This is a genomic window from Microbacterium sp. Root53 (assembly GCF_001426925.1).
Classification (GTDB): Bacteria; Actinomycetota; Actinomycetes; order Actinomycetales; family Microbacteriaceae; genus Microbacterium.
The window spans coordinates 67,663-80,134 of record NZ_LMFR01000023.1 but is presented as its reverse complement, the minus strand read 5'-3'; the positions used below and the strand labels follow the sequence as shown (position 1 = coordinate 80,134).

Annotated in this window: 13 protein-coding genes; 4 read left to right on the top strand and 9 right to left on the bottom strand. The window is 72.9% G+C overall.

Annotated elements, in window-relative coordinates; genetic code table 11:
- Window positions 1-62: 62 nt before the first annotated feature.
- Both ASD19_RS11270 and ASD19_RS11265 read left to right on the top strand, forming a co-directional pair.
- Window positions 63-1,562: a PucR family transcriptional regulator gene (locus ASD19_RS11270; protein ID WP_055992713.1), complete on the top strand. Its 1,500-nt coding sequence runs from the start codon at window positions 63-65 to the stop codon at window positions 1,560-1,562.
- Window positions 1,563-1,639: 77 nt separating this feature from the next.
- Window positions 1,640-2,839, top strand: a complete 1,200-nt coding sequence (locus ASD19_RS11265; RefSeq protein ID WP_055992710.1) for a pyridoxal phosphate-dependent aminotransferase — start codon at window positions 1,640-1,642, stop codon at window positions 2,837-2,839.
- Between the two features lie 125 nt (window positions 2,840-2,964).
- On the opposite strand, the gene ASD19_RS11260 is transcribed toward ASD19_RS11265, so the two are convergent.
- From ASD19_RS11260 to ASD19_RS11230, 7 genes are all read right to left on the bottom strand, one after another.
- A complete protein-coding gene (locus ASD19_RS11260) occupies window positions 2,965-3,855 on the bottom strand; it encodes an NAD(P)-dependent oxidoreductase (protein WP_055992707.1) in 891 nt (296 codons plus the stop codon).
- Entirely contained in the window at window positions 3,852-5,309 is a 1,458-nt protein-coding gene (locus tag ASD19_RS11255) for a four-carbon acid sugar kinase family protein (protein WP_235563039.1), read from the bottom strand. The genes ASD19_RS11260 and ASD19_RS11255 overlap by 4 nt, the downstream gene beginning before the upstream one ends.
- Window positions 5,310-5,444: 135 nt before the next feature.
- Window positions 5,445-6,146 carry a FadR/GntR family transcriptional regulator gene (locus tag ASD19_RS11250; RefSeq protein ID WP_055992704.1) on the bottom strand — a complete coding sequence of 234 codons (702 nt, stop codon included), beginning with the start codon at window positions 6,144-6,146 and terminating at the stop codon, window positions 5,445-5,447.
- A 5-nt stretch (window positions 6,147-6,151) separates the two neighbouring features.
- Window positions 6,152-7,288 carry a UDP-N-acetylmuramate dehydrogenase gene (locus ASD19_RS11245; RefSeq protein WP_055992851.1) on the bottom strand — a complete coding sequence of 379 codons (1,137 nt, stop codon included), beginning with the start codon at window positions 7,286-7,288 and terminating at the stop codon, window positions 6,152-6,154.
- Window positions 7,289-7,293: 5 nt separating this feature from the next.
- Window positions 7,294-7,707 (bottom strand): MaoC/PaaZ C-terminal domain-containing protein, encoded by a 414-nt coding sequence (locus ASD19_RS11240; RefSeq protein ID WP_055992701.1) that lies wholly within the window; start codon window positions 7,705-7,707, stop codon window positions 7,294-7,296.
- The gene (locus ASD19_RS11235) at window positions 7,704-8,150 is read right to left on the bottom strand and encodes an FAS1-like dehydratase domain-containing protein (RefSeq protein ID WP_055992698.1); all 447 of its coding nucleotides are present in this window, start codon (window positions 8,148-8,150) and stop codon (window positions 7,704-7,706) included. The genes ASD19_RS11240 and ASD19_RS11235 overlap by 4 nt, the downstream gene beginning before the upstream one ends.
- 48 nt (window positions 8,151-8,198) lie before the next feature.
- Entirely contained in the window at window positions 8,199-8,999 is an 801-nt protein-coding gene (locus ASD19_RS11230) for a sulfite exporter TauE/SafE family protein (protein WP_055992696.1), read from the bottom strand.
- A 167-nt stretch (window positions 9,000-9,166) separates the two neighbouring features.
- Here ASD19_RS11230 and ASD19_RS11225 point away from each other — a divergent pair, with 167 nt between their 5' ends.
- Window positions 9,167-10,315 carry a zinc-dependent alcohol dehydrogenase gene (locus ASD19_RS11225; protein ID WP_055992693.1) on the top strand — a complete coding sequence of 383 codons (1,149 nt, stop codon included), beginning with the start codon at window positions 9,167-9,169 and terminating at the stop codon, window positions 10,313-10,315.
- A gap of 13 nt (window positions 10,316-10,328) precedes the next feature.
- Window positions 10,329-10,895 carry a hypothetical protein gene (locus ASD19_RS11220; protein WP_055992690.1) on the top strand — a complete coding sequence of 189 codons (567 nt, stop codon included), beginning with the start codon at window positions 10,329-10,331 and terminating at the stop codon, window positions 10,893-10,895.
- 9 nt (window positions 10,896-10,904) lie between these two features.
- Here the strand turns inward: ASD19_RS11220 and ASD19_RS11215 are convergent, their stop codons facing one another.
- Complete coding sequence (locus ASD19_RS11215; protein ID WP_055992687.1) at window positions 10,905-11,687, bottom strand: thioesterase family protein; 783 nt, start codon at window positions 11,685-11,687, stop codon at window positions 10,905-10,907.
- Window positions 11,688-11,695: 8 nt separating this feature from the next.
- Entirely contained in the window at window positions 11,696-12,463 is a 768-nt protein-coding gene (locus tag ASD19_RS11210; protein ID WP_055992684.1) for an IclR family transcriptional regulator, read from the bottom strand.
- Window positions 12,464-12,472 lie beyond the last annotated feature (9 nt).

Here is a 12,472-nt window from a genome sequence, read left to right as displayed (position 1 = left end):
TCACTGTCCCGCCCGTACGATACGAAAGGCGGGATTCGCCCGCGCGTACACCGGAGGCGCCCATGGCCGCGATCACCCCACCTACGCTCGGCGCGCTCCTCGACCGCCCCGACCTCGCCCTGAGGCTCGTCACGCCGCTCGCGGACGGGGGTCGCCCCGTGCGCTGGGTGCACAGCTCCGACCTCGAGGATCCGACCCCGTTCCTCGCCGAGGACGTCGTCCTGCTGACGACGGGCACCCAGTTCCGCGGCGAGGACCCCGCACAGTACGGCGCGTACGTGGAGCGCCTCGCGCGCCGGGGAGTGACGGCCGTCGGGTTCGGCACCGAGGTCGTCCGCGCGGGCGTTCCGGCCGGACTGATCGCGGCGTGCGAGTCGGCGGGTCTGCCGCTGTTCGAGGTGCCCTTCCGGATCCCGTTCATCGCGATCGCTCGCGCGAACGCGGAGGCGATCGCCGCGGAGTCGTATGCGCGGCGCAGCTGGGCGCTCGCGGCCCAGCGGGCGATCTCGCTCGCCGCGCTGCGTCCGGACGCCCTGGATGCGGCGCTCGCGGAGCTCGCCCGCCAGCTGGGCAGCTGGGCCGGCCTGTACGACGCCGCGGGCACCCTGCTGCATGCCCGCCCCGCTCGGCTTCCGAACGAGGTCGGCGACGCTCTCCGCGCCGAGGCCGAGGCCCTGCTCGCCAAGGGCGTCCGTGCGGCCGACACTGCGCGGATCTCGGGGCGCACGTTCGCGCTCCAGACGCTCGGCCGCGGCGGAGAGCTGCGCGGCGTGCTCGCGGTCGAGGCGGAGGGACTCGACCAGGACGCCCGGGGCGTCGTGACCAGCGTCGTCGCGATGGCGGGGTTTGCGCTCGAGCAGAACCAGGCGCTCATCCGCGCCCGCGGCGCCCTGCGCGCCGGAGTGGTGCGCGCGCTGCTGGCGGGAGACGCCGCGCTCGCGCACGACGTCGCGGCCTCATCCTGGGGCGGCCTGCCGGACGAGCCCGCCGTCGCGGCCGTGACGTCGGCCGCCCCCGAGCAGCTCGCCGCCTTCCTGGAGCTGCGCGCCGCGCAGCTCCGCGGCCGGTTCTTCTTCGGGGCGCTCCCGGATGGCGACGGCCTCCTGCTGCTCGCGGCGCGCGACGCGGACGCGCCGTTCGCCGAGGCCGCCGCACGCGGCGGCGGCGCGGTGGGGGTCTCGCGCCCCACGACGTACGCGCGCCTCGCGGCGGCGATCGAGGAGGCCCAGGTCGCGCGGGCGCGTTCGGCGGAGGGCGTCACCGGCATCGACGACGTGCCGGACGCGCTGCTGAGCTCGCTGGGCGAGGGCGCGCGCACGGCGGCGCGTGCCCTGCTCGCCCCGCTGGTCCGCTACGACGAGACGCACGGGACCGCGCTGCTCGGCTCGCTGCGGACGTGGCTGGAGCACGACGCCCGGTTCGAGGACACCGCGCGCGCCCTCGGCGTGCACCGCCACACGGTGCGCTCGCGCATCGGGCTCGCCGAGCAGCTCCTGGGCCGCGACCTGTCGTCCTTCGCGTCGCGCGCGGAGGTCTGGCTCGCGCTCGTCTCGGCGTCCTGATCCGGACGTCGTCATCCGGTGCGCGGGGCGTGTCATCGACCTCTCGGACCGCGGATCCGGCGGCTACGCTGATCGGTGTGACCGACCGCGCCCCGCTCTCCCGCAAGCTCTCCGCCATCGCCGAATCCGCCACCCTGAAGGTCGACGCCAAGGCCAAGGCCCTCAAGGCCGAGGGCAAGCCCGTCATCTCGTACGCCGCCGGCGAGCCCGACTTCTCGACGCCGCAGTTCGTCGTCGACGCCGCCGCCGAGGCCCTCCGCGACCCCGCGAACTTCCGTTACACGCCCGCCGCCGGTCTTCCCGTGCTGCGCGAGGCGATCGCGGCGAAGACCCTTCACGACTCGGGCCTCGAGGTGCCCGCCTCGCGCGTGGTCGTGACCAACGGCGGCAAGCAGGCCGTGTACCAGGCGTTCCAGGCCGTCGTGAACCCGGGCGACGAGGTGCTGCTGCCGGCGCCGTACTGGACCACCTACCCCGAGGCCATCCGCCTCGCCGACGGCGTGCCCGTCGAGGTGTTCGCCGGCGCCGACCAGAACTACAAGGTGACGGTCGAGCAGCTCGAGGCCGCCCGCACCGACCGCACCACCGTGCTCGTGTTCGTCTCGCCGTCCAACCCGACCGGATCCGTGTACACGCCCGAGGAGACGAAGGCGATCGGCGAGTGGGCGCTCGCGCACGGCATCTGGGTCATCAGCGACGAGATCTACCAGAACCTCGTCTACGAGGGTGCCCGCGCGGTGTCGATCGTCGAGGCCGTGCCCGAGCTCGCCGAGCAGACCATCCTGCTCAACGGCGTCGCCAAGACGTACGCCATGACCGGATGGCGCGTGGGCTGGATGGTCGGCCCCGCCGACGCGATCAAGCTGGCGGCCAACCTGCAGTCGCACCTGTCGAGCAACGTCAACAACGTCGCGCAGATCGCCGCCGCCGCGGCGCTGAACGGACCGCAGGATGAGGCGCTGAAGATGCGCGAGGCATTCGACCGCCGCCGCCGTCTGATCGTCGAGGAGCTGTCGAAGATCGACGGCGTCGAGGTCCCCAACCCGCTCGGCGCGTTCTACGCGTACCCCGACGTGCGCGGCCTGCTGGGCCGCGAGTGGGCCGGTCGCACGCCGACCACGTCGCTCGAGCTGGCAGATCTCATCCTGGACCTCGCCGAGGTCGCGGTCGTGCCGGGCGAGGCCTTCGGCCCCAGCGGCTACCTGCGCCTGTCGTACGCGCTCGGTGACGACGCGCTGCTCGAGGGCATCCAGCGTCTGCAGAAGCTGTTCTCCTGACGCGAGGCGCATCGAGCGCGAGACCTCATCGACGACACGAGACCGCAGCGATCCGCTGCGGTCTCGTGCGTGTGGTGAGGTCTCGTGCTTCTCCGCGGCGGCTCAGCCGACGGGGACGGTGGGGCTCACTTCCTGAGTTCGGGTGCGACGACGCGGATCACGGCGGAGTCGTCGAGGGCCCCCAGGCCCTGCGCCTCGCCGAGCAGGAACAGCTGCTCCGCGGCAGCTGCCACGGGGGTGGACAGGTGCGCCTTGCGCGCGGCCTGCCCCACGATCCCGAGGTCTTTCACGAAGATGTCGAGGCGGCTGAGCACCTCGGCGCCACCCTCGTCGTACGCCTGCAGCGCGCGGGGGCCGCGGTTGCCGAGCATGAACGAGTCGGCCGCACCGGCCGTGAGCGCCTCGAGCGTTCGGGCGCGGTCGAGGCCGAGCGCGTCGGCGAGCGCGAGCGCCTCGGCGGCGGCGGCGATGTGGACGCCGCACAGCAGCTGGTTGACGGTCTTGAGCGCCTGGCCGTCGCCGGGCTTGTCGCCCACCACCGTCAGCGTGGACGCGAGCTGCTCGAGCACCGGGCGCGCCGTCTCGAGGGCCGCGGGCTCCGCGCCGACGACGATCAGCAGGTCGCCCTCGCCGGCGCGCACGGGTCCGCCCGAGAGCGGCGCGTCGACGAGGCCGGCGCCGCGCTCGGCGAGCCGTGCCGCGATGTCGGCGATGCCCTCGGTGCCGACCGTGCTGGTCAGGATGACGACGCTCCCCTCGCCGAGGTGGGCCGAGAGCCCCGCCTCGCCGAACAGGAGGTCGTTCAGCTGCTCGCCCGTGCGCACGGCGACGAGCACGGCATCCGCGCCCGTCACCGCGGCCGCGGCCGAGTCCGCGGGCGCGACGCCCTGGTCGGCGGCGAGGGCGAGGCGCTCGGCGGCGAGGTCGTAGCCGCGCACCTCGAAGCGCTGTGCGAGACGGGCGGCCATGGGAAGGCCCATGGCCCCCAGGCCGATGACGGCGACGGTGCTGGTCATGCGATGTCCTTTCGACGGGGAGGTCGGTGCTCGTCCGCGAGCGTCGCGACGACGCGGGAGAGCGAGTCGGGGCCGCCGACGTTTCCGGCGAAGACGACGTACGGGATGCCCACGGCGGGGCCGCTCTCGGGCCGCCACAGCGACACGATGCCGGGCAGCATGGGGCCCACCACCGTCGCGCGGCGGATCTCGAGCGCCTCGCTCGCCACGTCGCTCGACGTGATGCCGCCCTTCGCGATCACGAAGCGGGGCGGTGCCATCCGCAGCACGCGGCGCACGAGCTCGACCACCCCGCTCGACACCCGGCGCGCGATCTCGAGGCTCTCGTCGGGCGATCCGCCGGTCACGAGGTCGCGGGTGGTGTGGACGATCACCGTGCCATGGGCGAGTGCCTCGGCGACGCGCGCGGCGCTCTCGTCGAGGTGGGCCTCGCGGCGCTCGTCGATCAGGCGCCGCACGTCCAGCTCCACGGTCGCGGTGTCCGGGCGCGCGGCACGGAGGTGCTCCAGCTGCGCCGTCGTCAGCGGGACGTGGCTGCCCACGACGACGAGCCCGCCGCGCCCCTCGGCGAGGTCCAGCTGCGACGCCTGCACGGGCTCGGCGATCTCCTGGCCGATGTGCGCGCGCAGGTACGGCGGGCCCACGCGCAGCAGCACGTCGCGCTGCAGGCGGTGGAGCGCCAGGGCGACCGCGCGCATGTCTGCCTCGTCGACCACGTCGACCGCCACGACCGTGCCGTCGGGAAGGGCCGCCAGGAACTCGCCCACCGCGTCGGGGCCGCGTCGGATCACGTCGATCGTGAGCGCGGCGACGGCCTCGGCGGGCACGCGCCCGTCCGTCTTCTCGGCGACCCATTCGCGCAGGTCCGATGATGCGAAGCCGAACGTCGCATCCTGCGCGAAGGGCGTGCGCCCCACGGGCGTCGCGACGTCGTCCACGACCCAGTAGTGCACGGAACGCACGGTGACACGACCGGCATCGGGGAACGCGGGGACCAGCAGAGTCAGCGCCGGGGCGGTCTCGCCGTGCGCGACCACCTCGGCTGCCAGGACGTCGGTCTCGAGCGGGAAGTGCCCGCGCAGCGTCGAGTCGCTGCGCGACACGAACGTGACGCGGCGGCCGACGGCCCGCGCGGCGGCGAGCGAGACGGCGACGATCTCGCGATTGCGCCGCGCCGCGGTGTCCTCGTCCAGCGAGCGCGTGTTGGTCAGGACGTAGACCGCGGGAGCCCCGGTGGCGAGCGCGGCATCCAGGTCCTCGCGCTCCCAGCGCGTGAGCACCGGAAGATCCGAGACCGACTGTGTGCCGGTGGGGTCGTCGTCCAGCACGATGAAGACCGAGGCCGGGTCGAGCGCGGCGCGCACGTGGTCCGCGCGGATGTCGAGCGGGGCGGGCAGGTCCGCGAGCAGGGTCGCGACGGGCAGGCTGCCGGCGGGCAGGTTCTCGGGGGGCACGAGAACTCCTTCGTTCACGGACGGGATCCGCGCGGCGATGCGGCGGACACCGAGGTATCAGATATCAGATAGCGACTCTACGCCCAGACCGCGCTCTCCGCCACACGAGCGACCGGCCGAGCGGCCCGGGCCGTGTCAGTGCTGGTGCACGAAACGCAGCAGATCGTCGCGCGTCTGGCGCATGTGGCTCGCCATCGCATCCCGGGCGGCCAGCGGGTCGCCGGTCTCGAGCGCGTCGAGCACGGCGGCGTGCTCGGCGATCGCGTGCTCGCGGATGTCGAGCACGGCGCTGGTCTCAGCGCGCGTGGCCTCGAGCATCGAGGTGAGCGGGCGCATGGTGGCCAGCAGGATGCGGTTGTCGGCGGCGCGCAGGATGACGTCGTGGAAGTCGAGATCGGCCGCCACGAACGCGTCGACGTCCCCGTCCGCGTGGGCCCGCCGCATCCGCTCGAGGTCGGCGCGCAGCGCCTCGAGATCGTCCGCCGAACGGCGCTCCGCGGCGAGCTGCGCCGCGCCCGTCTCGATCATGACGCGCACCTCGAGCAGCTCGAGCGAGGAGCGCTCGCGCGCGCCCTCCGTGCGGGCGTGCCGCACGACGGCCTCCAGTCCGGTCCACTCCGACGCCGGAGCGATCCGGTGCCTGCTGCCCGGCACCTGAACGATCACGCCCTGCGCCTGCAGCAGGCGCACGGCCTCCCGCACGGTGAGCCGCGACACCCCGAGTTGCGCCGCGATGTCGCCCTCCGGCGGCAGCTGCTCGCTGGCCCGCAGCTCGCCCGCGATGATCGCGTCGAGCAGCCGGTCGACCACCTCGCGCGTGCGGGACACCTTCGCCATGGCCGTCAGAGCTCGACGCCGACGAGCACCGGCTCCGGCTGCAGGACGATGCCGTACTCCGCTGCCACCCGGCTCTGCACGAAGCGCGCCAGCTCCGCGATCTCGCCGGCGGTCGCGCCGCCCCGGTTGGTGAGCGCGAGCGTGTGCTTGGTCGAGAGCGAGGCGCGCGAGCGCGGCAGGTGGAAGCCCTTGCCGAGCCCCGAGTGCTCGATCAGCCAGGCGGCGCTGACCTTGACGAGCGTCTCCTGCGGCGGACGAGGCGGCACGAAGCCCTCGTACGCGGACAGCGGGATGACCGCGACCGTGTCGAGCTGCGGCGTCATGGGCCACCGCGGGCACTCCGCGGGGAGCGTGCGCGCGACGTGCTCGTCCACGATCGGGTTGTTGAAGAACGACCCGGCGCTGTGCGTGTCGGGATCCGGGTCGTCGAGCACCATGCCCTTGCCGCGGCGGGTCGTGATCACGGTGTCGCGGATCCACTGCACGGACACCGCGTCGTCGGTCGACAGACCGAGCGCCGAGCGAAGGCGCGCGTCCTCGATCGGGCGCGGCCCGTGACCGACGTGCACCAGGTCGAGCGTGAGCGACAGGACGACGGCGGATCGCTCGGCGGTGGAGCCGTAGTGCTGCTTCAGCACCGAGGTCCGCGGGCCGAGGCCCAGCTCGGACGCCGGCACGGTGGAGACCTCGCCGGTCTCCTCGTCGATCAGCTCCACCTCGACGAGCGTCTGGACGATCTCCTGGCCGTACGCGCCCACGTTCTGGATGGGCGCCGCGCCGGCCGTGCCGGGGATCCCCGACATCGCCTCGATGCCCGACAGCCCCTGCGCGACGGTCCAGGCGACGAGCTCGTCCCAGTTCTGGCCGGCCTGCACGCGCAGGCGCACGGAGCCGGCCGGTGCGCCGGGGACGACCTCGAAGCCCGAGGTGAGGATCCGGATCACCGTGCCGGGGAACGGCTCGTCACCCGGCAGGAGGTTGGATCCGCCGCCGAGCACGAACCACGGGCCGCCGTCGGCCCACACGTCGCGGAGGGCCGCGACGAGCTCGTCCTGCGTGCGGGCGTCGATCATGCGCGCGGGCGTAGCGCCGACGCGCAGGGTGGTGAGGCTGCGCAGCGGGATCGGCTCGATCTCGGGCATCGACGTCACGCGGTGCGGACCCGCACCTGCGCCTTGCCGAGCACGGAGGTGCCGGCGTGGGTCACGGTGAGGTCGATGCGCGCGGTGCCCTCGGCGACCTCGCCGACCTTCGCCGTGACGGCGACGTCGGCGCCGTCCTCCGGGTCGACCACGACCGGGCGCGTGAAGCGCACGCCGTACTCGACGATCCGGCCGGCGTCGCCGAGCCACGGGACGATCGTCTCGACCGCGAGGCCCATGGTGAGCATGCCGTGCGCGAGCACGCCGGGCAGGCCCACGCGCTCGGCCACGTCGTCGCGGTAGTGGATCGGGTTGAAGTCGCCGGAAGCGCCCGCGTACCGCACGAGCGACTCGCGCGTGAGGTGCACCGTGCGCTCGGCGACGACGTCGCCGACCTGGATGGCGTCGAGCGCGCTCATTCCTCTCCCCCGATCAGCAGCACCGAGGTCGCGGTGACGACGTGCGCGCCGTCCGCGTCGGTGATCTCGGCCTCGCTCGTGACCATGGCGCCCTGCCCCATGGCCCGCAGGCCCGTGACGGTCAGCTGCCCCGTGAGCTCGTCGCCGGCGACGATCGGCCGCGTGTAGCGGAAGCTCTGCTGCACGTGGATCGTGCGCTCCAGCGCGATGCCCGAGTCGGGCTCGGCGAGCAGCTGCTGCAGCGTCATGTCCTGGATCACCATCGCGAACGTCGGCGGGGCGACGACGTCGCCGTAGCCGAGCGCGCGGGCGGCCTCGGGGTCGTGGTGCTGGGCGTCCTCGGCGAACACGGCGCGCGCGAACTCGCGCACCTTCTCGCGTCCGACGAGGTACGGCGCGGTCGGCGGGAACGCGCGACCGAGCAGTTCGGGATTCACTGGCACCGGCTCATCCTATCGACCGCCCCTGACCGGGCCGTCGACCGGCCGGGCTCACTCCTTCGGCTTGCGGGACGCGCGGATCGCGCGCTGGGTCATCTGAGCCGTGATCACGACGAGGAAGATCACGAACAGGATGTTCGCGACCTGCGGGTCGATCACGTTCGCGACCAGGGTGCCGAGGGGCGCGGTGACGCATGCCGTGACGCCGATGCAGAGCCCGGCGACCAGATCGACGTTCTTGTGGCGGATGTTGCCGATGGTGCCCGACATGGTGGTCGGGATCATCATGAGCAGCGACGTGCCCTTGGCGACCAGGTCGCTGGCGCCGAACAGCAGGATCAGCACCGGCACCACGACGATGCCGCCGCCGACGCCGATCAGGCCCGACAGGACGCCCGCGACCAGGCCCGTCAGCACGAGCGCGGCACCGGCCCAGAACGTCAGAACCAGCTCGGCGTCGCGCGACGGGATGATGATGAACAGGCTGATCATCACGACGATCAGGAATCCGACGAAGAACCACCGCAGCACGGGCTCCGACAGGCGGTGGAGCAGCCGCGTGCCCACCTGCGCCCCCACGACGGCGCCCGCGGCGAGCAGCAGGGCGGCGATCCAGTCGACGTCCCCGTTGGCGGCGTAGGCGATGACGCCGACCGCGGCGGTCGGGATGATCGCCGCCGAGGACGTGCCCGACGCCAGCTTCTGCCCGAACGCGGCCAGCATGACCAGCAGCGGGACGATCACCGTGCCGCCCCCGACGCCGAACAGGCCGGAGAGGAATCCGGAGAGCAGGCCGATCGCCACGAACACGACGATGACCCGGGGACCACGGGCGCTCAGCGCGCCGATCATGTCTCGATCACCGTCCCACGCTATCGCGCGTGGCCGCCCCCGCCGTTTCCCGCAGGTGAACGGGAGTGGGCCCGTGTGGCACATCCGCGCCGGAACGGCAACCACTTGAGCGGTCGGGAACGGCGGTGTGACGCTGGCGCGACACCGATGCGCGGAGAGGAGCCCCCATGAAGGCGATGGTCTATCGCGGCCCGTACAAGGTCAGGGTCGAGGAGAAGGACATCCCGGCGATCGAGCACCCGAACGACGCGATCGTGCGGGTCACACGGGCGGCCATCTGCGGCTCGGACCTGCACCTCTACCACGGCATGATGCCCGACACCCGCGTCGGGACGACGTTCGGTCACGAGTTCATCGGGGTGGTCCACGAGGTCGGCCCGTCGGTCGAGAGCCTGAAGGCCGGCGACCGCGTGATGGTGCCGTTCAACGTGTACTGCGGCTCGTGCTGGTTCTGCTCGCGGGGCCTGTACTCGAACTGCCACAACGTCAATCCGAACGCCACCGCGATCGGCGGGATCTACGGCTACTCGCACACGTGCGGAGGCTACGACGGCGGGCAGGCCGAGTTCGTGCGCGTGCCCTTCGCGGATGTCGGGCCCAGCACGATCCCGGACTGGCTGGACGATGACGACGCGCTCCTGATGACGGATGCTCTCGCGACGGGGTACTTCGGAGCGCAGCTGGGCGAGATCGCGGAGGGCGACACGGTCGTGGTGTTCGGGGCGGGGCCGGTGGGCCTGTTCGCGGCGAGGTCGTCGTGGCTGATGGGCGCCGGTCGCGTGATCGTGGTCGACCACCTCGACTACCGCCTGGAGAAGGCGCGGGAGTTCGCGTTCGCCGAGACGCTGGACTTCGCCGAGCACGACGACGTGGTCGTGGCGCTGAAGAAGGCGACCGACCACCTCGGGGCCGACGTGGCCATCGACGCGGTCGGGGCCGAGGCCGACGGCTCCCTCGCGCAGCACATCACGGCCGCGAAGCTCAAGCTGCAGGGCGGATCGCCCGTCGCGCTGAACTGGGCCATCGACTCCGTCCGCAAGGGCGGCAACGTGTCCGTCATGGGCGCCTACGGTCCGATGTTCTCGGCCGTGAAGTTCGGCGACGCGTTCAACAAGGGCCTGACGCTGCGGATGAACCAGTGCCCCGTGAAGCGGCAGTGGCCGCGGCTGCTCGAGCACATCCGGCACGGCTATTTGAAGCCGAGCGAGATCATCACGCACCGCATCCCCCTCGACGACATCGCCGAGGCCTACCACCTGTTCTCGGCCAAGCTCGACGGCTGCATCAAGCCCGTCATCATCCCGAACGCGGCCTAGAGAGGAGCACCGCATGCCGTACACCGCGAAGGATCCGACGCACACGCGGTCGCCGGAGGAGCTGCGCGACCGCATCCCCGGATGGGGAGCCGACCTCGATCCGGCCGACCGCCCGGCGCACCCGAAGCTCCGATACGACCCGAACGCGACGGGCGCGCACTGGGAGGAGCCCGAGCAGCAGCCAGAGCTGGTCCCGCGCGAGCGCTCGATCGAGCACGCGCGCCTGACCCCGGTGTTCGGCACCGCGGCGCCCCTGCATGGGCTGTCGGGCGCCGTGCGACGATACGCCTATCGCTTCAGCGAGGCCCGGGCCGCGCACTGGCTGCTGCTCCTGCTGGGCGACCGGATCGACGCGGTCGAGAGCCACCTCGTCTCCCTCGTCAGGGGACGGCCCGACGACCCCGTGACAGAGTCGGGGATCGAGGCCGAGCGCACGCGGCACGGGCTCGCATCGCGCCTCGGGCGAGGTCGCGTCGACGTGAAGCACCACTGGATGGACCCGCTCATCGTCGCCGGGCCCTGGGTGCTCGCCGCGTGGGGGGTCGTCTCGCTGGTCCGCCGGGTCGCCTCCCGACGCTGACCGCCGCGGTCAGCGCGGGCGGACGGTGAGGGTCTGCGCGAGCGTCCCGAAGGGGCCGCGGTCGTCGTGCAGGACGCTGTGCGTGAGGCCGGCGCCTCGGGGCCCGAACGACGCGGTGGTGTCGCACGCGACCCACTCCCCCTCGGGCTCCCGCAGCAGGTGCGCCGCGAAGTCCAGGCTGGGGAAGATCGCCACGTCGGGGTCGACCCGCGCCATGAGCCCGTTCGCCACGTCGATCATGGCCATGATCCGCGCGGTGGGGCTCACCTCCCGACCGTCGATCACGCCCACGACCGGACGCAGCCAGGTGACGCCGCGCCCCTGCCCCTCCTGCGCGCGCCGCGCCTCGAGGGAGCGGACGAAGCCGCCGGGCCACACCGCGCCGGGGTCCCACGCCGAGAGGGCGTCCCGCGCCGGCACGGGCGGGAACGCCGTGCCCGAGATCGCCGCCGTGTCGAAGACCGCCGCCAGCCAGGCCCGAGCGATGAGGGCGGGGCGCCCGTCCTGGGCGAGCCTCGCCTCGACGAGCTCGATCGTGCGTCCCGTGCGCAGCACGGTGACGGCGATCTCGACCGGCTCGAGCCGGAGGACCCCCAGGACGTCGACCGCGAGCCGGGTGATCCGGAGGTCGTCGGCGCGGCGCGCGTCGCGGTCCCGCTCGATCGCGTGGGTCAGCAGTCCGATGGCCGGCGCGACGTGCTGCTCGTCGGGGTTCCAAGCGCCGCTCACATGCGCCGTGGGCACGAAGCGCGTGTCGCTCTCGGGGATCCAGTATGCGGAGGTCTCGGCCATGACGCCGCTCAGTTCTCGGGTGCCGGCTTGCGTCCGCCGAACGCGGCCGTGAGCGCGTCTGCCGCGTTCACCACGGAGTCGACCATCTGCTTGCACACCTCGATCGGCATGCGCAGGGTCGGCCCCATGACGGTCAGTGCGCCGACGAGCGCCGAGTGCTGATCGAATACCGGAGCGGCGAGGCCGGACGCCGCCTCGAGGCGCTCCCCGACCGTGATGGCGTACCCGGCCGCACGGGTCTGGGCGACGGCGCGGCGCAGCTCGTGGGGGTCCGTGATGGTCGCGTCCGTCAGCGCGGGCAGCGGCGCCGACGTGATCTGGTCGAGCAGCCCCTCGGTCCACGCCAGCAGCACGCGTCCCGAGCTGCCGACGTGCAGGGGCTGGATGCGCCCCACATACATCTCCTGTTTCAGCCCGTGCCGTGTCTCGGCGAGGCCGATGCACACACGAGAGCCCTGCTCTGCCCGGAAGAAGCATGCCGTCTCGCCCGTCTCGTCGCGCAGCGCGCGCAGCTGGGGGGTGAGCAGCTCGACGAAGTCGCGGCTGCGCGCCGCCGGCCCGGCCCAATACGCCATGCGCACGCCGATCCGGTACTGCTCCCCAACCCTCTCGAGGAAGCCGTGGTCGACGAGATTTGCCAGCAGACGATGCGTGGTCGATGCCGGCAGCCCGGTGGCTGCGCGGATCTCGCCGGCCGTTCGCAGCGGCTGAGAGAGCGTGAAGGCGTCCAGGATCGCGGTGATCTTGGCGAGCACGAGGAGCGGCTGTTCGGCCATGCGCCGATC